Origin of the sequence: Pseudomonas sp. H3(2019), assembly GCF_007713465.1 — a bacterium.
GTDB lineage: Bacteria > Pseudomonadota > Gammaproteobacteria > Pseudomonadales > Pseudomonadaceae > Aquipseudomonas.
In genome coordinates, this window is the sequence record NZ_VMSG01000023.1 from 77,773 (window position 1) to 100,662 (window position 22,890).

Sequence of the window (22,890 nt, forward strand, 5' to 3'; positions counted from 1 at the left end):
ATGCAGGCACTGGACACGCTGCAACTTGTGCAAATCAATTTCTGGACCGTGGTCGCGGTGATTCTGTTCACCTGCCTGACGCACCGTGATCAATGGATGGCACGTGCCGGTTTCGGAGCCTTGACCGCGCTGTTGTTGATCAATTACGTGGCCTGGCGGATTCGCGACACCTTGCCCGATGGACACGCAGGATTTGCCTCGGTCTGGGCTTACGCGTTCCTGTTTTTCGAAATGCTGGCGATCGGCTACACGTTGTTTTCGATCATCGTCCTGCTCTGTCGCTCGGATCACCACGCCAGTGCCGATGCCGGGGAGCAACGTTTGCGTGCCCAGGGCCACTCGGTGCCGGCGGTGGATGTGTTCATCGCCACCTACAACGAAGGCCTCGAGATCCTGGAAAAAACCATCATCGCCGCCCAAGCGATCGACTACCCCAACGTGACCATCTGGGTGCTCGACGATACCCGCCGCGACTGGTTGCGCGACTACTGCGCCGAGGTCGGTGTGCAATACGCCCGACGTCCCGACAATTCCCACGCCAAGGCCGGTAACCTGAACAACGGCCTGCGTCTGTCGGCGGCCAGCAGTAACGCGCCGTACATACTGGTGCTCGACGCCGACTTCGCCCCGCAGCAGCCGATCCTGATGCGCACCCTGGGATTGTTCGACGATCCCAAGGTCGGCCTGGTGCAGACGCCGCAGTTCTACTACAACCCCGATCCGATTCAGCACAACCTCGGTTCATCCAACTGCTGGGTCGATGAGCAGCGAGTGTTCTTCGACGTCTACCAGCCGGCCAAGGATGGTTGGGATACCGCGTTTTGCGTGGGCACTTCGTTTGTCGTGCGGCGTGATCTGATCACTGAAATGGGTGGCTTTCCGACAGGTTCGGTCTGCGAAGACATCTACACCAGCTGCCGTCTGCAGCAAAAAGGCTACGTCACCCGCTGGTTGAATGAGCGGCTGTCGATCGGCTTGTCCGCCGAGGGGTTGACCGAGTACATCAATCAGCGTGGGCGCTGGTGCCTGGGGACGATCCAGGTCGCGCTGCTCAAAGAGGGCCCCTTGCGCGGTCGTGGCTACTCACTCAATGAACGGCTGCACTTCGTGCATGGCTTGATGCACTGGTTCTCCAAGCCATTCATCCTGATGATGCTGGTGTCGCCGGTGTTGTATTGGTATTTCGGTATTGCCGGGTTCTACGCCCATCCGGCGGATTTCATGGCCTTCGGCATGCCGGCGTTGATTGCATTCTGGGGCTACGGGACATGGGTCACTGACCGGCGTACCTTGCCGATTTTCACCGAGGTCACCCAAATCGTCGCCTCACTGGCGGTGACGGCGACGATCATCAGCGCCATGGTCCGGCCGTTCGGGCGACCCTTCAAGGTCACGGCAAAGGGCCTGGATCGTTCACGCACAACGGTCCACTGGAAGTTGTTCGGGTTCTTTTTTGCGCTGACACTGTTCTCGCAAATAGGCGCTTACATCACCATCAGCAACGCGGCTGCGTTCGACGGAAATATGCTGTTCAACCTGTGCTGGACGGTGGTCGCGCTGATCTACAACCTGGCCACCCTGGTGGCGTGTGTTGACCGGCCGCGCTTGCACGGCGAAGAGCGCTTTCCTTTCGATAAACCCAGTGGATTGCGCTTCGCCGGCAAAACCCTGGCGGGCCAACTGGTGGATATTTCGCTGAGTGGCGCCTCCATTTCCTGTGCCGTTGCGTCATTGATCAAGCCCGGGCTGCGGGGGCAGGTGTGGATCAATAAGCTCGGCTGGCTGGATATCGAGGTCATGCGCCATCACGGCGAGGACCGTTTGGGCTTGAAGTTCATCGACCTTGACGAAACGCTTCGGCGCCGGCTGATCGCGCGGCTGTTCAGTGAGGCGCCGGTCAACGTGGTCGGCAAGGCTGAACCAGGACTGGCTTTCGGCACCTTGTTGCGGCGTTCGTTGCTCGGCGAAAAGCGCACGGCACCGCGTTCGCGGCGGCCGGTCAAGGCGCCGTCCTACAGCTCACTGCCTGGATTACGCCCGATCAGTCTCCGTTCGCGTCAGCAACCACTGCCGCAAATCAGCACCACCCGCTCAGGTCTTTGGGCTTTCCTTCTCACTCCGTTACGAGCCTTGCTCGGCCAACGTTTGTAGGTGCGCCTCATGAACAGACGTTTATCCACCTCATGTTTCATGTCGCTGTTATTGCTCGGCGGTTGTTCTCTGGAACCCAAATACGAGAAACCGGAGGCGCCGATCGATCAGCAATGGCCAGGCAGTTCGGCCAGTGACTGTTGCAGCGCCAAGCAGGCGTTCGACAAGGATTGGCACGGCTTCGTGCTCGATGACCGACTGCGCCAATTGATCGACCTGTCCTTGAAGAACAATCGCAGCCTGCGTCAGTTCGAGGCGGGCGTCGAGGAGGCGAGGGCAGGGTACGCCGGTGCCGAATCCGGGCTGTTTCCCTCCATCGGACTCAACACCTACGCCGGCCGCAGCAAGTTTCCGTCACAGGTCAGGACGCAGGGAGGCGGCGTCAGTTCAGGCAGCACGTCCAACACCTTTCAGGCCAGCGGTGGCTTCACGTCTTACGAGTTGGACCTGTTCGGGCGCATCCGCAGTCAGCGAAACGCCGCCGGCGCGCGCTTCGAGGCGACCGAGGCGGACTATCAAACGGCTCGCCTGGCGTTGATCGGTGAAGTGGCCAGTACCTGGCTTAGCCTCAAGGCCAATCAGAATCTGCTCGACCTCGCACAAAACACCTACAAGTCCCAGGACCACTACGGTGAGTTGTTGCGCAAGAGTTACAACCTGGGCTCCAGTGCTCAAATCGATGTTCACCAGGCGGATGCGCAGACCAATACGGCGGCGGTTCAGATCAACACGTACCGCATGCAGGTGGCGCAGAACATGAATGCGCTGCGGGTGTTGGTCGGGCAGCCGGTGCCGGTTGGGTTGCTGCCTACTGGTGTGCTGGGTGAGCAATTGGCAACCGCCGATGTGCCCGCCGGGTTACCGTCGTCACTGATTGCGCGACGGCCCGACATCATGGCCGCCGAAGCCTTGTTGCGAGCCACCAATGCGGACATCGGCGCAGCCCGCAGCGCGTACTTCCCGACCTTTTCGCTGACGTCGGCGGTGGGCGGCCTGACCGGTGACTTTTCGCGATTGTTGAGTGCGCCGGCCGAGTTCTGGTCGGTGGCTCTGGCGGGGTCGTTGACCCTGATCGACGGCGGTGCGCGAAAGGCGCAGGTGGACGCCAGCCATGCGCGGTTCAACGGGCAGACGGCGGCGTATGAAGCCACGGTGCAGAACGCTTTCCGCGAAGCCGCCAATGCCCTCAACGCCCGCCAGGAGATGCTGACTCAGGTCGACTATCAGAAGCGTCTGGTGGCGGATTATCAAGCAGCCTACCGACAATCCCGATTGCGTTTCGAGGCAGGGATGGACAGCTACTTTTCGACGATGGACGCGCAGCGTTCGTTATTCGACGCGCAGCAGAAGTTGACGCAAATGGAGCTGGCGCGGGAGATCAATCAGGTGGACTTGTACAAGGCGTTGGGCGGGGGGTGGAGTCAGTCGGTGAAAATGGCGAATCGATGATGTGGGGTGTTTGCGCTGGCCTCATCGCGAGCAAGCTCGCTCCCACATTGGAATTGCGGTGTGATCACGATTGTGTGAACACCGCTGAACCTGTGGGAGCGAGCCTGCTCGCGAAGGCGATTTAGCGGGCGCCGCCGACTACAGCCGCCTGCGCCGTACGCAACTCATGCCGGTTGCCACGGAACAGCACCAGCGTTGCGATCAGGCCAAGCACTGCCGCGCCGCTCAGCCAGATACCCGGTGCTGCCTTGTTGTCCAGCACGTGGATCAGGTAAGTACAGGCCGCCGGGGTGAAGCCGCCAAAGGTCGCGGTCGCCAGGCTGTAAGCCAGGGAGAAACCGGTGGTGCGGACTTCAATCGGCATGATTTCGGTCAGGGCCACCACCATGGCGCCGTTGTAAGAGCCGTAGAGGAACGACAACCACAACTCGACGATCAGCAAATGACTGAAGCTCGGGTTGGCGACCAGCCAGGACAGCGCCGGGTAAGCCGTCAGGATCGCCAGAATGGTCGCCGCCAGCAGCAGCGGTTTACGCCCGATCTTGTCGGACAGTGCACCCATTACCGGCAACCAGAAGAAGTTCGACAGACCAATGCACACCGTCACCAGCAACGCATCGAAGTCCGACAGGTGCAGTTCGGCTTTACCGAACGTCGGGGTGTAGGCGGTGATCAGGTAGAACGACACGGTGGTCATGACCACCAGCGCCATGCCGGCCAGTACGATGCCGAAGTTCTGACTGATCGAGCGGACGATGTCTCTCAAGCTTGGGCGATGTTTACGCGCCTGGAATTCCGGGGTTTCTTCGAGCGAGCGACGAATAATGAAAATCGCCGGAACGATCATGCAGCCGACCAGGAACGGCACGCGCCAGCCCCAATCACCCATCTGCTCGGGGCTCAGCCAGTGGTTGAGGCCCACACCCAGCAAACCGGCAAACACCACGGCGGCTTGTTGGCTCGCGGACTGCCAACTGACAAAAAAGCCCTTACGGCCTGGGGTCGCGATCTCGGCCAGGTAAACCGACACACCGCCCAGTTCCACGCCCGCGGAGAAGCCTTGCAGCAAGCGGCCAAACAGTACGATCAGCGGCGCAGCGACGCCAAGGGTCGCATAACCCGGCACGCAGGCAATCAACACGGTCCCGGCCGCCATCAGCGCGAGGGTAATGATCAGGCCTTGGCGACGACCGTGGCGGTCAATGTAGGCGCCGAGAAAGATTGCACCCAGCGGGCGCATCAGGAAGCCGGCACCGAAGGTGGCCAGTGACAACATCAGGGAAGCGAAAGCGCTGTCGGCAGGGAAGAAGGTTTTGGCGATGGCCGTGGCATAGAAGCCGTAGACCATGAAGTCGAACATCTCTAGGAAGTTACCGCTGACAACGCGAAATATCGCTTTGCCTTTGCCCGTAGTCGAGGCCATTTGATCTTACTCACTTTGGCTGTCTTGTTAGAAATCCCTGGTCTTGAAACATCCTCACTGACGGGTCTGGTCTGTGCCGGTGCCTCGAACAGTTTTGTAACGATATGTGTAACAAGAACGGTAGGCAACCAATAGTTAGCGTGCTGCTTAAACGTTATAGCCATTAGCCAGTTCGTGCATATGTCGCATAATGACGTTCCTTGGCGTTCTGTCAGGGAATTCTTTGGGGGATGTGCGCGTTGTTGAATCGGCGATTGGGCGTTTTCGTGGTGCTTGTCGGCGCCTTGTCAGGCTGTGGTAGCGGCGATTCCATGGAAAGCTTTGGTGGCCCGACCATGGGCAGCACGTATTCGATCAAATACATCCGCCATCCGGGGACTCCCGGGCCGGTCGAGGTGCAGAAACAGGTCGAGTCGATTCTGGCCGAGATCGACCGGCAGCTGTCGACCTACCGCAGTGATTCCGACATCGAGCGATTCAATGGTTTACCGGCCAATAGCTGTCAGCCAATGCCGGCGCCGGTCTTGCAGTTGGTCAAGGTAGGCGAGCAACTGTCAGAGACGAGCGACGGTTCCTACGACCTGACGGTGGAGCCGCTGCTGAACCTTTGGGGGTTCGGCCCACAATCGCGCGATGAAAAAGTCCCAAGCACCGAAGCCTTGGCTTTGGCCCGACAACGCGTTGGCTATGCGCATTTGCGGATTGAAGGCGATCAGTTATGCAAGAACGCGCCGGTCGAGGTTGACTTCGGCAGCATTGGCGCCGGGTATGCCATCGACAGGATCGCTGCGAAGTTGCAGGAAATGGGTATCGACAGCTTCATCGCCGATGCCACCGGGGAACTCAAGGCTGTCGGCAAGAAACTCGACGGCTCGCCCTGGAAGATTGCGCTGGAGGAACCGCGCGATGACCTGCAGGTTGTCGAGCGGGTGATCACGCTGGACGGTAACGGCGTTTCGACCTCAGGCGACTATCGAAATTATTTCATGCAGGATGGCCGGCGCTATTCCCACACCTTCGATGCCCGAACCGGCGCACCGATCACCCATACACTGGCGTCCGTCACGGTGATTCATCCTTCGACGCTGATGGCCGATGGCTTATCGACGCTGTTGCTGATTCTCGGCCCCGAGCGAGGTTGGGACTACGCCGAAAAGCATGACATCGGTGCATTTTTTGTGATTCGAACCGATACCGGCTTTGTCACGCGAACCAGTCAGGCTTTTGATCGCCTGAGCGCCGAAAAAGCCGAGTAAATACGGTGTGATGGACACTCCTTGTTGGCGTTGTAGTGCAGGCAAAACTAGCCTACGACGCGACCAAGGGTTAATGTGCGCGGCGTTGACGCTTCTATAGACTGTGTCCGGGTTCTCGACTGACCCCAAATTGTTCCTTCATGCCACAAGGCCGGCATGATTTAGCCGCAGGTGCCAACGGGGTGCCGCGGCCTGTTCTGAGGAGTACGCATGGCTGTCTACAACTACGACGTGGTGGTGTTGGGTTCCGGCCCGGCGGGAGAAGGCGCGGCAATGAACGCCGCCAAAGCAGGGCGCAAAGTGGCGATGGTCGATAGTCGTCGCCAGGTCGGCGGCAACTGCACCCACCTTGGCACTATCCCGTCCAAGGCCTTGCGTCACTCGGTCCGGCAGATCATGCAGTTCAACACCAACCCGATGTTCCGGGCCATTGGTGAACCGCGCTGGTTCTCGTTTCCGGACGTACTGAAAAGCGCAGAAAAAGTCATTGCCAAACAAGTCGCCTCGCGCACCGGTTACTACGCGCGCAATCGGGTCGACGTGTTCTTCGGCACCGGCAGCTTCGCTGACGAGCAGACCATCGAAGTGGTCTGCGCCAACGGCGTGGTCGAAAAACTGGTAGCCAAGCACATCATCATCGCCACCGGCTCGCGTCCGTATCGCCCGGCCGACATCGATTTCCATCACCCGCGTATCTACGATAGCGACACCATCCTCAGTCTCGGCCACACCCCGCGCAAACTCATCGTTTACGGCGCCGGCGTGATTGGTTGCGAATACGCCTCGATCTTCAGTGGTCTGGGCGTGCTGGTCGAGCTGGTGGATAACCGCGGTCAGTTGCTGAGCTTCCTCGACTCGGAAATCTCCCAGGCGTTGAGCTACCACTTCAGCAACAACAACATCACCGTGCGCCACAACGAAGATTACGATCGCGTTGAAGGCGTGGACAACGGGGTGATCCTGCATCTCAAGTCCGGCAAGAAGATCAAGGCCGACGCCTTGCTCTGGTGCAACGGCCGTACCGGTAATACCGACGCGCTGGGCCTGGAAAATATCGGCGTGAAGGTCAACAGCCGTGGCCAGATCGAAGTTGACCAGAACTATCGCACCTGCATCCAGAACATCTACGGTGCAGGCGACGTGATTGGTTGGCCGAGCCTGGCCAGTGCTGCCCACGACCAAGGGCGTTCGGCCGCTGGCAGCATTGTCGACAATGGCAGCTGGCGCTTCGTCAACGACGTACCGACCGGGATCTACACCATTCCGGAGATCAGCTCGATCGGCAAGAACGAGCAAGAGCTGACCCAGGCCAAAGTGCCGTACGAAGTCGGCAAGGCGTTCTTCAAGGGCATGGCGCGTGCGCAGATCGCCGGCGAGCCGCAAGGCATGCTGAAGATCCTGTTCCACCGCGACACACTGCAAGTGCTCGGCGTGCACTGCTTCGGTTACCAGGCGTCGGAGATCGTTCACATCGGCCAGGCGATCATGAACCAGCCGGGCGAACACAACACGCTGAAGTACTTCGTCAACACCACGTTCAACTACCCGACCATGGCCGAAGCCTATCGGGTAGCGGCCTACGACGGCCTCAACCGGCTTTTTTGAGCGGCTCCGGCCGGTGGCCTGAGCCGGCCGGGGAGACCGATTTCAGCAATTCTCGAGCGTGGCGCTGGCCAAACCGGGAAAGTCTGTAATCAGGCTGTCAACGCCGAAATCAGCGAGCCTGCGCATCAGCGCAGGTTCGTTGACTGTCCACACCGACACATGCAGACCTTGTCGCTGCGCCTTCTGCAGGCGTTCCGGCGTACACAGGGTCCAGTTCAGCGCAAGAATCTCACAGCCATAACTTTGCGCGACCTTCAGCGGGTCGAGCCAGGCATATTCGGCGACCAGTCCACGCGACACATCCGGAACCAGATCGACTGCGGCCTTCAGCACTTCGCGTGAGCTCGAGGTGATGGTGACCTTGTCCAGCAGGCCGAACCGTTGCGCCATTTCGCGGATGGCCAGCACTGTCGTCGCCGCGCGGGTGCGTGAAGCGCTCTTGACCTCCAGCTGCCAGTGCTCGAAATCGCATTGTTCGAACAACTCTTCCAGCGTAGGAATCGGGCAGGGCTTGATCCAGCCCGGGCCGCCCTTGCGTGCGTCATAGGTCACAAGCTCCGCCGCCGTATGCTCGACCACCTTGCCGCGACGCTCGGTGGTGCGCTTGAGCGTCGGATCGTGAATGACCATCAACTCGCCGTCCATGGACAGGTGCAGGTCCAGTTCGCAGCGGCGTACGCCGTGCTTGAGGCATTCCTGGAAACTGCTCAGGGTGTTTTCCGGTGCTTCGCCTTTGGCGCCGCGGTGGCCGTAGATTAGGGTCACGGGTCTTCCTTAATTAATTGCCTGATTCGTTTTGCTCGCGTGCCAGGCGTCGCTCATGCGCCTGTCTCTGCAAGATATAGCGGGCCAGCAACTGTCGTTGCGCATCGGTCAGGGCTTCGAACTCGGTGCCGATCGCAAAGGTGCCGAAGCTTTCCGGTTCGCAGTGAGTGACCTTGGCCCGCAACAGCAGGCCCAGCGCTTGCGGCATCAACAACAGCTTGATCGCCACATGGCTGCCGGTTGGGTAGGCGAGATGGTGCTCGAACTCGATGCCGCCTTCCGACAGCACCACGGGCTGCGGCTCACCGAATTTACCGAGCACGGTTTGTGCTACGACCTGGCTCAGCAGGTCGATGCGCTTGTTCATGACCTTCAGATAGTTGGCGGTGTTTCGATCCCGCTCACTGATCTGGCGCAGCAAGTGCTGCGACTCGAATTCGCTCAGGTGCAGTTCGCTGAGCAGGCTGAACAGCGGGGAAGCATCCTGCAACACTTCCTGGCCTGCCGCTTCGGGGGCAGACAGGGGCCGAATTTCCAGTGCGATCGTGTCCTCGATACGGTAGTATTCGCGGCGATCTTCTTCATCTAATGTCGACATGGCGAACCCATGGTAGCGGCGGTGGTCTGAGTGTAAAGCTGGTTATCGACCCCCGCCACAAGGACGTTCCTTTTCCCTCCGAACAAGCCCCGACATGTTCAGACCTCTCTTCGTATTTATCGGCACGCGTTATACCCGTGCAAAGCGTCGCAATCATTTTGTGTCGTTCATTTCCCTGACCTCGATGATCGGACTCGCCCTTGGCGTGGTCGTGATGATCGTGGTGCTATCAGTCATGAACGGCTTCGATCATGAGATGCGCACCCGCGTGCTGGGCATGGTGCCCCACGCGACCATCGAGTCTGGTGAACCCATCAGCGACTGGCAAAGCCTGGCCGCCAAGGTCCAGCAAAACCCGCAAGTGGTGGCGGTTGCGCCGTTCACCCAGATGCAGGGTTTGCTGACCAACAACGGCCAGGTGCAGAAAGTCCTGCTCAATGCCGTCGACCCGGATCAGGAACACAAAGTCTCGATCATCGACAACTTTATGACGCAGGGCAAACTCGACGACCTGTCGCCGGGCAGCTTCGGCATCGTGATCGGTGACAAGGCCGCGACCAAGCTTGGCGTGGGTCTCGGCGACAAGCTGACCTTCGTTGCCCCGGAAGTCACCGTGACTCCGGCCGGGATGTTCCCGCGGATGAAGCGCTTCACCGTGGTTGGCATATTCCATGTCGGCGCCGGTGAGCTGGACGGCTACCTGGGGCTGACCAATCTGGATGACCTGGCGCGCCTGCATCGCTGGAAGCCGGATCAGGTCCAGGGCTTGCGGTTGAAGTTCGACGATTTGTTCCAGGCGCCTCGCACTGCATGGAACATCGCCCAGAACCTGGGTGGAGACCATTACTACGCCCGTGACTGGACCCGCACCCACGGCAACCTGTATCAGGCGATCCGTATGGAAAAAGCCATGATCGGCCTGCTGTTGCTGCTGATCGTTGCGGTGGCTGCGTTCAACATCATTTCGACGCTGGTGATGGTGGTGAACGACAAGAAGGGCGACATCGCGATCCTGCGGACCCTCGGTTCCACGCCGGGCCAGATCATGGCGATCTTCATGGTCCAGGGCACGGTGATCGGTGTGGTCGGCACGGCGATCGGTGCGGTGGTCGGGATGTTCGCCGCACTGAATGTCAGCGCCGCGATTTCCGCCCTCGAAGGCCTGATCGGGCACAAATTCCTTAACGCCGACGTGTACTTCATCGACTACTTGCCGTCGCAACTGATGGCCGAAGACGTGTTGATGGTCTGCGGCGCGGCGTTGGTCCTGAGTTTCCTCGCCACCCTGTATCCAGCCTGGCGTGCTGCGCGCACCCAGCCTGCGGAGGCGCTACGTTATGAGTGATTTGGGTATGAGTACTAAAGCAGTCTTGAGTTGCCGCGACCTGGGTAAATCCTACGAGGAAGGCCCGGAGTCGGTGGTGGTGTTGTCCGGTTTGCAGCTGGAGCTGCATCCGGGTGAGCGCGTGGCGATTGTCGGTACCTCCGGTTCCGGCAAGAGTACCTTGCTCAATCTGCTCGGCGGCCTCGATACGCCGACCAAAGGCAGTGTCTGGCTGGCCGGTGAAGAGCTGTCGGCGCTCAACGAAAAGGCCCGTGGCCTGCTGCGTAACCGCTCGCTGGGCTTCGTTTACCAGTTCCACCACTTGCTGCCCGAGTTCACCGCGCTGGAAAACGTCTGCATGCCGCTGTTGATCGGCCGCACCGCGATCCCGGAAGCCCGTCAGCGCGCCACGGCCTTGCTGGAGCGGGTAGGGCTGGGCCATCGTCTGGAGCACAAACCGGCCGAACTGTCCGGTGGTGAACGTCAGCGCGTGGCCATCGCCCGCGCACTGGTGAACAAGCCAGGGCTGGTGATGCTCGATGAGCCGACCGGTAACCTCGACTCCCATACCGCCCAGGGCATTCAGGACTTGATGCTGGAACTCAGCACCTCGATGCGCACCGCGTTCCTGGTGGTGACTCACGACATGAACCTGGCCCGCCAGATGGATCGCGTCCTGCACTTGCAGGAAGGTCGTCTGACTCCTATCTGATTGGCCGAAACCCGGCACGACTGCAAAGCGTGTCGGGTCTTTTATTTTTATACGGTGCCCCAGCGAATGTTCAGACCGTTATCGATCTTTATCGGCACGCGCTATACCCGCGCCAAGCGCCGCAATCGCTTTGTTTCGTTTATCTCGATGACCTCGATGATCGGCCTCGCCCTGGGCGTGCTGGCGATGATCGTGGTGCTGTCGGTGATGAACGGCTTCCAGCGCGAAATGAGCTCGCGCATCCTCGGCATGGTGCCCCACGCGACCATCGTTGGCGTCAAGCCGATCGACGATTGGCAGCCTGTCGCGGCCGCTGCCATGAAAAACCCTGAAGTGACGGCCGCGGTGCCGTTCACCGAGATGGAAGGCATGCTGTCCTACAAGGGTTCGATGCAGCCGATCCAGATCAGCGGCGTTGATCCGGCACAGGAAGGCAAAGTCTCCATCGTCGCCCAGCACATCGTGCAGGGCCGTCTGGACGACTTGAAGCCGGGCGAGTTCGGGGTGGTGGTCGGTGAAATCACCGCACGGCGCTTTCGCTTGAACGTCGGCGACAAAATCACCCTGATCGTGCCGGAAGTCAGCACTGCGCCGGGTGGCATCACGCCGCGCATGCAGCGGCTGAACGTGGTTGGCATGTTCAAGGTCGGTGCCGAACTCGACGGCTCGATGGCGCTGATTCATGTCGCTGATGCGGCGCAAATGCAGCATTGGGAACCGAATCAGGTGCAAAGCGTGCGCCTGGCGGTGAAAGACCTGTACGCCGCCCCCAAGGTCTCGTCAGATATTGCTGGCGGCCTGGGCGCCGACTTCAAGGCCGATGACTGGACCCACACTCAAGGCAGTCTGTTCAGCGCCATGAAAATGGAAAAAACCATGATCGGCCTGTTGCTGCTGATGATTGTGGCGGTCGCTGCGTTCAACATCATCGCCACCCTGATCATGGTGGTGAACGACAAGGGCGCGGACATCGCGATCCTGCGGACTATCGGCGCTACGCCTCGGCAGATCATGGCGATTTTCATGGTTCAGGGCACGGTGATCGGTGTCGTCGGCACGCTGATTGGCGGCGTCCTCGGGGTGATCGCGGCGCTGAACGTGAGTGAGCTGGTGGGTTGGCTGGAGCGTGTGACGGGTCAGCATATCTTCAGTTCCGACGTGTACTTCGTCAGCAACTTGCCATCGGAACTGCAGGGCGGTGACGTGCTGCTGATCTGCTCGGCGGGCTTCATCATGAGCTTCCTGGCCACGGTATACCCGGCCTGGCGCGCAGCGAAGATCGAGCCGGCGACCGCGTTGCGCTATTCGTAAGTCCAGACACCGCATCTGATCGTTCCCATGCGTGGGAACGATCAGGTTCGGGGCAACTCCATCAAAAACCGTGTCCACCCCTGGCCTGATTCGCAACGAATCGTCCCGCCATGGGCGCGGATGATCGACTGAGTGATCGCCAATCCCAATCCTGCATGCTCGCTACTGCCTTCATGGCGCGCCGGGTCTACGCGGTAGAACCGGTCAAACAAAAGTGGCAACAGCTCTTCAGAAATCCCGTTGCCGCTGTTTGCAACAATCAGGCTCAACCCCTTCGGCTCATCGACAATCTGCACCTGGATCTCGCCGTTTGGTGGGGTGAAACGCAGCGCGTTGTCCAGCAGATTGGAGAGAGCTCGGCGCAGCATGCTGCGGTCGCCACTGAGGTTGGCGTCGCCGAGACGGGTCAGCTTGACCCGTTCGTCCTCGGCCAGCGGTGCGTAAAACTCCAGCAACAGATCCACTTCCTCGGCCAGTTGCAGCGGTTCGCGTTTTGGCGTCAGTAAGCCGTGATCGGCCTTGGCCAGATAAAGCATGTCGTTGACCAGTTGCGCCATCCATTGCAGCTCTTCGAGGTTGCTGTGCAGCGCCTCGCGGTAATCTTCCAGGTCGCGTGGGCGGGTGAGGGTGACCTGAGTGTGGGTCAGCAGGTTCGACAACGGCGTGCGCAGTTCGTGGGCGATGTCGGCGGAGAAGGCCGAAAGCCGCTGAAACGAGTCGTCGAGACGGCCGAGCATGGCATTAAAGGTGTGGGCCAGTTCAGCGAGCTCGGTGGGCATTTGATCTTCGGGCAGGCGCTGGGTCAGCGAGCTGGCGGACACCCCGGCGGCCACTTCACTCATGCGCCGCAACGGCCGTAAACCACTGCGCGCCGCCCACGCACCGAGTAGCGCGGTGGCCAGCGCCGACAGACCGACGGTTAGCCAGATCAAATGCTGCATGCGCTGCAAAAAGTGCTGATGGTGAGTGATGTCGAGCATCAGAATCAGCTGCGCGGAATCGGTCTTGCCCGGCTCCAGCGCGGCGCTGTAGACCCGATACGCCGTGTCGGCGCTGTGCAAGCTGTGAAGACCGGAGCGGGTTGGCAAGTCGTCGGGGAGATTCGCGGCACTGTCGAACCAAACGTGACCATCGGCGCCGCGCACCCGCAATGCCAGGTCTGGCTGATGGCTCATTTCATCCTGCAGTCCGGCTTTTCGTTCGGCGAATAACCGCGGGTCGTCGGCGCCTGCCAGGACACTGCGCAGAGCGATCAGCTTGCCGTCGAGCAATTGCTGGTCGAGTTCAATGAAGTGCGTCTCGCTGGCGCGGCTGAACAGCACACCAGCGAACAATGAAACCACCGCCGTACAGGCGGCAAACAACAGTGCCAGACGGCCGCTCAGGGACAGGCGGCGCATCAGGCGGGACGCTCTTCAAGCACATAACCCATGCCGCGAACGGTATGAATCAACTTGTTCGGGAAGTCGTCGTCGATTTTCAGGCGTAGCCGGCGGATCGCCACTTCAATGACATTGGTATCACTGTCGAAATTCATGTCCCAGACCTGCGAGGCGATCAGCGATTTGGGCAGCACTTCGCCCTGGCGGCGCAGGAGCAGTTCCAGCAGGGCGAATTCCTTGGCGGTCAGGTCGATGCGCTGGCTGCTGCGCTCGACCCGCCGGCGAATCAGGTCCAGCCGTAAATCGGCCAGTTGCAGACTGGTTTCCTGCGGCGTGGCGCTGCCGCGACGTAACAGGCTGCGCACGCGGGCCAGAAACTCGGAAAAGGCGAAAGGCTTGACCAGGTAATCGTCGGCGCCCAGTTCCAGGCCATGAACCCGGTCTTCAACGGCATCGCGGGCGGTTAGAAACAGCACCGGGATGTCCAGGCCGGCGCTACGTACCGCTTGCAGAATCTGCCAGCCGTCACGGCCGGGGAGCATCACGTCGAGAATCAGCAAGGCGTAATCGCCGGTCAGCGCCAGATGCTGGCCGGTGTTGCCGTCGGCCACCAGTTCGACGTTGAAACCGGCTTCGCTCAGGCCTTGGCGCAAGTAGTGGCCGGTTTTCGGTTGGTCTTCGACGATCAGCAATTTCATGGGCAGCTCGAGGTCAATGGAACAGGTGCGTTATACCGTGGCAGGTGCTCATGCAGCGCAACCTTACAAAGTTGTAATCTGGCCGTCAGCTGGCTGGCAGCGGCACAACGGTAGAGTTTCCCACAGGCTGAACCTTATCTTGTTGGAGTGTGATCATGTTTTTGCGTCATCGATTGGTATTGGCAGGCTGTTTGTTGGCGTTGAGCTTTACCGTGTGGGCGTCGCCGGCACAGACCTACGACTTCGGCACACCGGCCCCGGCGGCGAAGGCTACGCGCAGCGTCGAAATCGTCATGAGCGATATGTCGTTCACGCCCAAGACGCTGGACATCAAAGCCGGTGAGACGGTGCGTTTTGTACTGATCAATAAAGGCCAGTTGCTGCACGAGTTCAACCTGGGCGATGCGGCGATGCATGCTGCGCATCAACAGGAAATGTTGAAAATGCAGCAGAGCGGCATGCTTACCCCGACCGCGATGAAAAACGCTTCCATGGACCACGGCTCAATGCCGGGTATGGATCACGGCGCAAGCATGCAGCACAACGATCCGAACAGTGTGTTGGTGGAACCGGGCAAAACCGCCGAGCTGACCTGGACTTTCAAGAAGGCCGGCAGTCTGGAATTCGCCTGCAATATTCCCGGCCACTATCAGGCGGGTATGGTCGGCAAATTGACTGTCAGTCAGTAAGCACTCAAAGGCGGGAGCAAAGGCTGTTAGAATCCGCTGATTCTTCAGTCAGGTTTCCGCCATGCATCCCGCAGCCGAACATTCGCCGCTGGGCAAGTCCAGCGAATACATCGCCACGTACACGCCGTCCTTGCTGTTCCCGATCCCGCGCACTGCGAAATGGGCCGAGCTGGGCCTGACGGCTGAAACCCTGCCGTACAAGGGCGTGGATTTCTGGAACTGCTTTGAACTGTCCTGGCTGCTGCCATCGGGCAAGCCGGTGGTGGCCATCGGCGAATTCAGCATCCCGGCGGACTCGCCGAACATCATCGAATCCAAATCGTTCAAGCTGTACCTGAATTCGCTGAACCAGACGCCATTCGCCAGTACCCAAAGTCTTGAAGCCACGCTGGTGAGCGATTTGTCGGCGGCCGCGGGCAAAACGGTGGGCGTGCGTATTCGCAGTTTGAGCGAAGTCGAGGCTGAAGGCGTTGTAGCGCTGCCGGGCGTGTGCATCGATGATCTGGATATCAGCGTCAGCAACTACGAGCATCCGCGCCCGGAACTGCTGCGTTGCGATGATTCGCGTACCGTTGAAGAGAGCTTGCACAGCCATCTGCTGAAATCCAATTGCCCGGTCACCAGCCAGCCGGACTGGGGCAGTGTCGCGGTCGAGTACCGTGGCGCGGCGCTGGATCACGCGAGCCTGCTGGCCTATCTGGTGAGCTTCCGCCAGCATTCGGACTTCCACGAGCAGTGCGTAGAACGGATCTTCCTCGACCTGCAACGCTTGCTGAAACCGGAAAAACTGACCGTGTATGCGCGTTATGTGCGTCGCGGCGGGCTGGACATCAACCCGTATCGCAGCACTGAAGAAGTGCAATTGCCGAACCACCGTTTGGTGCGTCAGTAAGAAGAAGATCAAAAGATCGCAGCCATCCAATCACTCAACTGCCAAAAACTAAAAAGCCCCGCTATCGCTAGCGGGGCTTTTTTGCATTTGAGGGGTCAGATCCCGATGTTGCCCAGGGTCTGCACGATGTTGCGCAAGGTCGCGGCCAGCGCTGGGTGTTCCACTTCAAAGCGCTCTACGGCCAGGTTCACACCATCGGCCAGGCTCGTGTCCTGAGTCGCAGTTTCCAGTTTTATCTCAGCCTCAATCTGCTCCATCAACTTATGCAGATCATCGCGCTCGGCTTCGGAGAGCGGTGGGTTCTGCTCCAGTTGCTCGCGCAGGGCGTTGAGCTGTTCTTGCAGTTCGCGGGCAGGCATGGCGTTCTTCCTTTTATCGATAGGCACTGGCATAGACCGCAGCGATGGGCCAAAGGTCTGCATCTGGCCTTTAGATTAATCCACTGGCGAGCGAAGTGCATGATCTTGATCAAGAACGGCCGATCAGGGCTTTTCACCCTTGTGTCGGCGCAGGCCGATGTCTGACAGGCAGGTGTCGAGTTCACCCAGATGATCGATCACCGAGTGCACGCCAAGGCCGAACAATTGCACGGTCGCCTTGCCGCGCTTGAGTTCGCGTTCCTGCTGACTCAAGGCTTGCCACTCACTGGGCGTCATCCCGCAGAGCGAGCCACAGGATGCCAGGCCGATGGTCCAGAGCCCGGCGTTGAGGCCTGATTGCAGCAAGCGCGGTTCGCCGCTGACCAGCACGCAACCGTCCAGGCGATCGATGTTCAGCGCCATCAGTGCTTGCCAGCACGCATCGGGGGATGGCCATTGTCCCTTGTTCAGCGTGTGCGGGCTGGCGGTGATCCAGTCCGGCAGCGAAGTGGCCAACGCGAGGCTTTGCGCGTGCGGCAACTCGTCGAGCCAGGCACACGGAGTGCCTTGAAGTTGCAGGCGGTTCAGCGCTTCCAGGGCGCCCGGTGTCAGGTGCGCTCGTTCAACGATGTCGTTATTGTTCTGGCGGCTGCGGGCGCCGAAATCCACCAGACAGCCGCTGAGACCGAAGAGCACGGCAGTCGGGTTGGGAATGCTCTGGGGGAGGGCTTGGGCGTGGGGCATTTCAACGTCCCTGAAATAATCCCGGAGATTAGGGATGCCCCATGACAGTTGAGTGACATCGGGATGAAGCGGTCGCACCAAGGCCGGTTCGCCGTAGGGTGTTTCCTGAGTGGCTGCCTAAAAATGCTTATCCGTCTTATACTAGCGCGCTTATCGCCCGGGTATTGAGGCCCGCGCCAGTACGGTCCAAGGAGTTTTTTGCTATGCGCTGGAGCAATCGTCTAGCTCGACTATGTATGTGTGCCAGCGTGTTGCTGGTTCCGTTCGCTGTCCAGGCGGCGTCGGAAGATGACCCTTGGGAAAGCGTTAACCGGCCGATCTACAAGTTCAACGATGTACTGGACACCTACGCCTTGAAGCCGATTGCGCAGGGCTATCAGTTCATTACGCCGACGTTTCTCTCGGACGGCATTCACAACATGTTCCGCAACATCGGTGACGTCGGCAACCTGGCCAACGACATCCTGCAGGCCAAGCCGCGCGCCGCTGGCGTCGATACGGCTCGCGTGCTGATGAACACCACCATCGGCGTGGCCGGGTTCTTCGATGTGGGCACCAAAATGGGCCTGCAACGCAACGACGAAGACTTTGGCCAGACCCTTGGCCACTGGGGCGTGCCTAGCGGTCCTTACGTGATGCTGCCGTTCTTCGGCCCGAGCACGGTGCGTGATGCGCCGTCCATATACGTCGATAGCTACGCCAAACCCTACCGCTACATGAACGACATTCCGGCGCGCAACATGGCGCTTGGCATGAGCGTGATCGACACCCGTGCCAGCCTGTTGTCGAGCGAGAAGCTGATCACCGGCGACAAATACATCTTCATTCGCAACGCTTATCTGCAGAACCGCGAATTCAAGGTCAAAGACGGCAAGGTGGAAGACGATTTTTAAATCGTCACCCGCGCAACAACAAGAAGGCGGCCATTTGGCCGCCTTCTTTGTTTGAGTTCGTGCTCAATTCATTTTCAGGATTGTAAGCCCAAGTTTCTGGCCGCCAGCGTCCTGTTGAGTCACCCAGACCACTTCGGTCTCGGCTTCCAGGCCCTTGAGCGCCGCGTGCTCGGAATCGATGCGGACGTTCAGCGTGTCGCCCACCTGGAACGATCGGGCAGCCCGAACCTGCATGCCGCTGCTGGAAAGGTCGATGCAGACGGCTGGAATCAAATCGCCGGCGTGAATCAATGTGACATCCGCATCGACCCGCATGCGGATGTAATCGCGCTTTTCACTGTAGTCACGATCGGTTTGGCTCATGGGCTCGATCCTTCCATTGTGTTGCGGTTTTGACTGTTCTTATAACTCCCGGTGATTTGCGATGTAAAGACGCCTGATGACCATCGGCGTGAGCTTGAAACGCCTCGCGGATGGGAGTACCGTCTGCGCCTTAGAAGGGCACCTCTGATGAACACGCTTGTAGGGCAAATGCTCGAAAGCGGTGCGACAGAGAGGCTAGAAAGCGAATCCAGTAGTGTGTGCCGGGCCGAATGCCCTGCCAGCTACGCCAACCTAATTCTGGCGCCGTTTGCCCACATGCAAAAAACCAGTGCCACGCTGCTGATAATCGATGACGACGAAGTAGTACGCGCGAGTCTCGCGGCCTATTTGGAAGACAGTGGGTTCAGCGTCCTTCAGGCCAGTAATGGCCAGCAGGGGCTTCAGGTATTCAAGAAAAACCAACCCGACCTGGTGATCTGCGATCTGCGCATGCCGCAGATGGGCGGGCTCGAACTCATTCGTCAAATCACTGACCTTTCGCCGCAAACGCCGGTGATCGTGGTGTCGGGTGCCGGCGTGATGAACGACGCCGTCGAGGCCTTGCGCCTGGGCGCCGCGGACTACCTGATCAAACCGCTGGAAGATCTGGCCGTGCTCGAGCACTCCGTGCGCCGGGCCCTGGATCGTGCGCGTCTGCTGCTGGAAAACCAGCGCTATCGGGTAAAACTCGAAACCGCCAACCGCGAGCTCGAAGCCAGCCTGAACCTGTTGCAGGAAGACCAGAACGCCGGACGTCAGGTGCAGATGAACATGCTGCCGGTCAGTCCCTGGACGATCGACGAGTTCAAGTTCGCGCACCAGATCATCCCGTCGCTGTACCTGTCGGGAGACTTCGTTGACTACTTTCGGGTCGACGAGCGTCGGGTAGCCTTCTACCTGGCGGACGTTTCAGGGCATGGCGCTTCATCGGCATTCGTGACCGTGCTGCTGAAATTCATGACCACGCGCTTGCTGTTCGAATCCAAGCGCAACGGCACCTTGCCGGAATTCACCCCTTCAGAGGTCCTTGGTCATATCAACCGAGGCCTGATCAGCTGTAAGCTGGGCAAACATGTCACGATGGTCGGTGGAGTCATCGACGAGGAGACGGGTTTGTTGACCTATAGCATCGGCGGACACCTGCCGTTGCCAGTGTTGTACACGCCAGACAGTGTGGGTTATCTCGAAGGGCGCGGCTTGCCGGTGGGCTTGTTCAATGAAGCCACCTACGAAGACCACGTTATCGAGCTGCCGCCGGTATTCAGCCTGACGCTGATGTCCGATGGCATTCTGGACCTTTTGCCAGAACCTACACTCAAAGAGAAAGAGGCTGCCTTACCTGAACGGGTAAGAACGGCGGGCGGCAGCCTGGATGGCTTGCGGCAGGTTTTTGGATTGGCCACGCTAGGGGAGATGCCGGATGATATCGCCCTGTTGGTGTTGAGCAGGAATCTTTAATGAGTACCGGTAGAATCCAGTTCGCCGAGCAGGACGGCACCTTCGTCCTGAAGTTCGTCGGTGAAGTTCGCCTGACCCTGTGTTCGGCGTTGGATGCGACTATTGAGCGGATCTTCAGTGCGTTGAATTTCAACGCGATCGTGATTGATCTGACCGAAACCAGCAGTATCGACAGCACCACCTTGGGCCTGCTGGCCAAGCTGTCGATCATGTCGCGGCAAAAGGTCGGCCTGTTGCCGACCGTCGTCACCACCCACGAAGACATCACGCGGTTGCTGGAGTCCATGGGCTTCGAGCAGGTGTTCAACATTGTTGACCGGCCAATTCCGTGCCCGGAATGCCTGACCGACCTGCCTGATCAGGATCAGTCCGAAGAAGTGGTGCGGATCAAGGTGCTGGAAGCGCACAAGATCCTCATGGGCCTGAACGACTCCAACCGCGAAGCATTCCATGACTTGGTGAACGCGCTAGAGCGTCACTGATTTCATAAAGCGTCAGCGCACAAAAAAGGGCGAACCTGTGAGGGTTCGCCCTTTTTGCGCTTGCCCGGATCAGATCAGAGCTTGGCTTGCAGCAGCGCCTCAAGCTTTTCCTGGTCACGAGCGAACTGACGAATACCTTCAGCCAGTTTCTCGGTGGCCATGGCGTCCTCGTTCGACGCCCAGCGGAACTGCGCTTCCGTCAGGCTCTGACGCGCTTCGCCAGCGTGGCCTGGCGCCAGCTTGCGTTCCAGCTTGCCGGTGTCGGCGGCCAGTTTCTCGATTAGCTCCGGGCTGATGGTCAGGCGATCACAACCGGCGAGTTGCTCGATCTGATTGAGGTTACGGAAGCTCGCACCCATGACCACAGTCTTGTAGTCATTGGCCTTGTAGTAGTTGTAGATGCGCGTCACCGACTGCACGCCCGGATCATCGGCACCGGTGTAGTCGTTGCCGTTGGCCTTCTTGTACCAGTCGTAGATGCGGCCCACGAACGGCGAAATCAGGAACACCCCGGCCTCGGCACAGGCAACCGCCTGGGCGAAGGAGAACAGCAAGGTCAGGTTGGTCTGAATGCCTTCGCGTTCCAGCTTCTCGGCAGCACGGATGCCTTCCCAGGTAGACGCGATCTTGATCAGCACGCGGTCGCGGCCAATGCTGGCCTTTTCGTACAGCTCGATCAGACGGTGCGCGCGCTTCAATACGGCGTCAGTGTCGAACGACAGACGCGCATCCACTTCCGTGGAAATACGCCCCGGAATCACTTTCAGAATCTCTTGACCGACCGCGACCCCAAAGCGGTCGCTGGCCAGGCCCACGTCGCCTTTGCAGTCGCTGACACAGGCGTTCAGCAAATCGGCGTATGCAGGGATGGCCGCCGCTTTAAGCAGCAGGGAAGGGTTGGTGGTGGCATCCACCGGTTTAACGCGAGCGATTGCCTCGAAGTCGCCGGTATCGGCCACCACGGTGGTGAATTGTTTGAGTTGTTCCAGCTTGGAAGTCATGAGCGTGCTCTATCCTGTGGGTCTGTTGACATTACCCGAGCGTTGACGACCACTCAAGGGCACAAATGCGTAACAACGGCCAGGGCGGCAACAACCTGAGGACAGGTGTTTGAAAGGCCCGGCGCTATCCGTTAAATACGATGTCAAAACAGACCACAGGTTCAACCGGAGTGACGGTTAACGCCCCTCCAACAACTCCGCCGCCTGATCCAGCAACGCCAAAGGCTCTTTAGCCTTGTGAATATCCACCGACAGCAACTGCCGAAACTTGCGTGCCCCCGGAAACCCGGTGCCCAAGCCCAACACATGCCGAGTGATATGGTGCATCGAACCGCCTGCATCCAGGTGCGCAGCGATATAAGGCCGCAACTGCGCCAGCGCCTCGGCCCGTGAAATCACCGGCGCTGTGCTGCCGAACAACTGCTGATCCACTTCAGCCATCACATAAGGGTTGTGATACGCCTCACGGCCCAGCATCACCCCGTCAAAGGTCTGCAAATGCTCGTGACAGGCTTCCAGCGTCTTGATCCCGCCGTTGAGAATAATCTCCAGCTCCGGAAAATCCGCCTTCAACTGTGCCGCCACGTCATAGCGCAACGGCGGAATGTCCCGATTCTCCTTCGGCGATAACCCCTCCAGAATCGCAATCCGCGCATGCACGGTAAAACTGGTGCACCCGGCATCCCGCACCGTCCCGACGAAGTCACACAACTGCGCGTAACTGTCCCGCCCGTTGATCCCGATCCGATGCTTCACCGTCACCGGAATCGATACCGCATCGCGCATCGCCTTCACACACTCCGCCACCAACACCGGATGCGCCATCAGGCACGCACCAATCATATTGTTCTGCACTCGATCACTCGGACAGCCCACGTTGAGGTTCACCTCGTCGTAACCGTGCTCCTGCGCCATGCGCGCGCACGCGGCCAGATCGGCTGGGACGCTACCGCCCAACTGCAAGGCCAGCGGATGCTCGGCTTCGTTGTGACGCAGGAAGCGCTCGTGATCGCCGTTGAGCAGCGCGCCGGTGGTGACCATTTCTGTGTAGAGGAGCGCGTGCTTGGAGAGCAGGCGCAGGAAGAAACGGCAATGGCGATCGGTCCAATCCATCATCGGGGCGACGGAGAAGCGGCGGGAGAGGGCTGGGGTCGTGTTTGGCGTGGTAAGTAAGGGCATGGGTATCTGGATCGGTGGGGCGAGGCGGCAGTTTATCAGGAATGGGGTGGGATGGCTGAAAAGGGGGCGCTGTGTCGGGTGTCTCGGTGTGCCGTCAACCCCGAGAGTGTCAGATTTTTTGTGTGCGGGCCGGTAACGGCCTGCCGTTAGGCAGGC

Annotated in this window: 22 protein-coding genes; 12 read left to right on the top strand and 10 right to left on the bottom strand. The window is 59.6% G+C overall.

Going from position 1 to position 22,890, the window contains the following annotated elements; all coding sequences use genetic code 11:
* Positions 1-2,151: a glycosyltransferase family 2 protein gene (locus tag FPT12_RS21355; RefSeq protein WP_145019654.1), complete on the top strand. Its 2,151-nt coding sequence runs from the start codon at positions 1-3 to the stop codon at positions 2,149-2,151.
* A gap of 9 nt (positions 2,152-2,160) precedes the next feature.
* Positions 2,161-3,600 (top strand): efflux transporter outer membrane subunit, encoded by a 1,440-nt coding sequence (locus tag FPT12_RS21360; protein ID WP_145019657.1) that lies wholly within the window; start codon positions 2,161-2,163, stop codon positions 3,598-3,600.
* 121 nt (positions 3,601-3,721) lie between these two features.
* On the opposite strand, the gene FPT12_RS21365 is transcribed toward FPT12_RS21360, so the two are convergent.
* Positions 3,722-5,023, bottom strand: coding sequence for an MFS transporter (locus FPT12_RS21365; RefSeq protein WP_145019660.1), 1,302 nt, complete (start codon positions 5,021-5,023; stop codon positions 3,722-3,724).
* Between the two features lie 230 nt (positions 5,024-5,253).
* Between FPT12_RS21365 and FPT12_RS21370 the strand changes: the two genes are divergently transcribed.
* Together FPT12_RS21370 and sthA are read left to right on the top strand one after the other, a co-directional pair.
* Positions 5,254-6,279, top strand: coding sequence for an FAD:protein FMN transferase (locus tag FPT12_RS21370; protein WP_145019663.1), 1,026 nt, complete (start codon positions 5,254-5,256; stop codon positions 6,277-6,279).
* A gap of 210 nt (positions 6,280-6,489) precedes the next feature.
* Positions 6,490-7,884 carry a Si-specific NAD(P)(+) transhydrogenase gene (gene sthA, locus FPT12_RS21375; RefSeq protein WP_145019666.1) on the top strand — a complete coding sequence of 465 codons (1,395 nt, stop codon included), beginning with the start codon at positions 6,490-6,492 and terminating at the stop codon, positions 7,882-7,884.
* A 42-nt stretch (positions 7,885-7,926) separates the two neighbouring features.
* On the opposite strand, the gene FPT12_RS21380 is transcribed toward sthA, so the two are convergent.
* Together FPT12_RS21380 and FPT12_RS21385 are read right to left on the bottom strand one after the other, a co-directional pair.
* The gene (locus FPT12_RS21380) at positions 7,927-8,649 is read right to left on the bottom strand and encodes a glycerophosphodiester phosphodiesterase family protein (protein WP_145019668.1); all 723 of its coding nucleotides are present in this window, start codon (positions 8,647-8,649) and stop codon (positions 7,927-7,929) included.
* A 13-nt stretch (positions 8,650-8,662) separates the two neighbouring features.
* On the bottom strand, positions 8,663-9,247 hold the full coding sequence (locus tag FPT12_RS21385) for a PilZ domain-containing protein (protein WP_145019671.1): 585 nt from the start codon (positions 9,245-9,247) through the stop codon (positions 8,663-8,665).
* A gap of 94 nt (positions 9,248-9,341) precedes the next feature.
* On the opposite strand from FPT12_RS21385, the gene FPT12_RS21390 reads away from it, so the two are divergent.
* From FPT12_RS21390 to FPT12_RS21400, 3 genes are all read left to right on the top strand, one after another.
* Positions 9,342-10,592 (top strand): lipoprotein-releasing ABC transporter permease subunit, encoded by a 1,251-nt coding sequence (locus tag FPT12_RS21390; protein ID WP_145019674.1) that lies wholly within the window; start codon positions 9,342-9,344, stop codon positions 10,590-10,592.
* 7 nt (positions 10,593-10,599) lie between these two features.
* Positions 10,600-11,283: a lipoprotein-releasing ABC transporter ATP-binding protein LolD gene (lolD, locus tag FPT12_RS21395; RefSeq protein ID WP_167368529.1), complete on the top strand. Its 684-nt coding sequence runs from the start codon at positions 10,600-10,602 to the stop codon at positions 11,281-11,283.
* A 66-nt stretch (positions 11,284-11,349) separates the two neighbouring features.
* The gene (locus FPT12_RS21400) at positions 11,350-12,594 is read left to right on the top strand and encodes a lipoprotein-releasing ABC transporter permease subunit (RefSeq protein WP_145019678.1); all 1,245 of its coding nucleotides are present in this window, start codon (positions 11,350-11,352) and stop codon (positions 12,592-12,594) included.
* 41 nt (positions 12,595-12,635) lie between these two features.
* On the opposite strand, the gene FPT12_RS21405 is transcribed toward FPT12_RS21400, so the two are convergent.
* Positions 12,636-13,994 carry a heavy metal sensor histidine kinase gene (locus FPT12_RS21405; protein ID WP_145019680.1) on the bottom strand — a complete coding sequence of 453 codons (1,359 nt, stop codon included), beginning with the start codon at positions 13,992-13,994 and terminating at the stop codon, positions 12,636-12,638.
* Complete coding sequence (locus FPT12_RS21410; protein ID WP_145019683.1) at positions 13,994-14,674, bottom strand: heavy metal response regulator transcription factor; 681 nt, start codon at positions 14,672-14,674, stop codon at positions 13,994-13,996. The genes FPT12_RS21405 and FPT12_RS21410 overlap by 1 nt, the downstream gene beginning before the upstream one ends.
* A gap of 155 nt (positions 14,675-14,829) precedes the next feature.
* Here FPT12_RS21410 and FPT12_RS21415 point away from each other — a divergent pair, with 155 nt between their 5' ends.
* Complete coding sequence (locus FPT12_RS21415) at positions 14,830-15,363, top strand: plastocyanin/azurin family copper-binding protein (RefSeq protein ID WP_145019686.1); 534 nt, start codon at positions 14,830-14,832, stop codon at positions 15,361-15,363.
* 61 nt (positions 15,364-15,424) lie between these two features.
* Complete coding sequence (queF, locus tag FPT12_RS21420; protein ID WP_145019689.1) at positions 15,425-16,255, top strand: NADPH-dependent 7-cyano-7-deazaguanine reductase QueF; 831 nt, start codon at positions 15,425-15,427, stop codon at positions 16,253-16,255.
* 95 nt (positions 16,256-16,350) lie between these two features.
* Here the strand turns inward: queF and FPT12_RS21425 are convergent, their stop codons facing one another.
* Positions 16,351-16,614: a DUF4404 family protein gene (locus tag FPT12_RS21425; RefSeq protein ID WP_123584660.1), complete on the bottom strand. Its 264-nt coding sequence runs from the start codon at positions 16,612-16,614 to the stop codon at positions 16,351-16,353.
* Between the two features lie 123 nt (positions 16,615-16,737).
* Positions 16,738-17,358 carry an HAD family phosphatase gene (locus FPT12_RS21430; RefSeq protein WP_145019693.1) on the bottom strand — a complete coding sequence of 207 codons (621 nt, stop codon included), beginning with the start codon at positions 17,356-17,358 and terminating at the stop codon, positions 16,738-16,740.
* Between the two features lie 203 nt (positions 17,359-17,561).
* On the opposite strand from FPT12_RS21430, the gene FPT12_RS21435 reads away from it, so the two are divergent.
* Positions 17,562-18,251: a VacJ family lipoprotein gene (locus FPT12_RS21435; RefSeq protein ID WP_145019696.1), complete on the top strand. Its 690-nt coding sequence runs from the start codon at positions 17,562-17,564 to the stop codon at positions 18,249-18,251.
* A 63-nt stretch (positions 18,252-18,314) separates the two neighbouring features.
* On the opposite strand, the gene FPT12_RS21440 is transcribed toward FPT12_RS21435, so the two are convergent.
* Positions 18,315-18,614 (bottom strand): PilZ domain-containing protein, encoded by a 300-nt coding sequence (locus FPT12_RS21440; RefSeq protein WP_145019699.1) that lies wholly within the window; start codon positions 18,612-18,614, stop codon positions 18,315-18,317.
* Positions 18,615-18,890: 276 nt separating this feature from the next.
* Between FPT12_RS21440 and rssB the strand changes: the two genes are divergently transcribed.
* Together rssB and rssC are read left to right on the top strand one after the other, a co-directional pair.
* Entirely contained in the window at positions 18,891-20,072 is a 1,182-nt protein-coding gene (rssB, locus tag FPT12_RS21450; RefSeq protein WP_145019714.1) for a two-component system response regulator RssB, read from the top strand.
* On the top strand, positions 20,072-20,554 hold the full coding sequence (gene rssC, locus FPT12_RS21455) for an anti-sigma factor antagonist RssC (protein ID WP_145019717.1): 483 nt from the start codon (positions 20,072-20,074) through the stop codon (positions 20,552-20,554). Before rssB ends, rssC begins: the two co-directional genes overlap by 1 nt.
* 74 nt (positions 20,555-20,628) lie before the next feature.
* On the opposite strand, the gene tal is transcribed toward rssC, so the two are convergent.
* Together tal and dusA are read right to left on the bottom strand one after the other, a co-directional pair.
* Positions 20,629-21,555, bottom strand: a complete 927-nt coding sequence (gene tal / locus FPT12_RS21460) for a transaldolase (RefSeq protein ID WP_145019720.1) — start codon at positions 21,553-21,555, stop codon at positions 20,629-20,631.
* A 177-nt stretch (positions 21,556-21,732) separates the two neighbouring features.
* On the bottom strand, positions 21,733-22,734 hold the full coding sequence (gene dusA / locus FPT12_RS21465; protein ID WP_145019723.1) for a tRNA dihydrouridine(20/20a) synthase DusA: 1,002 nt from the start codon (positions 22,732-22,734) through the stop codon (positions 21,733-21,735).
* Positions 22,735-22,890: the final 156 nt, after the last annotated feature.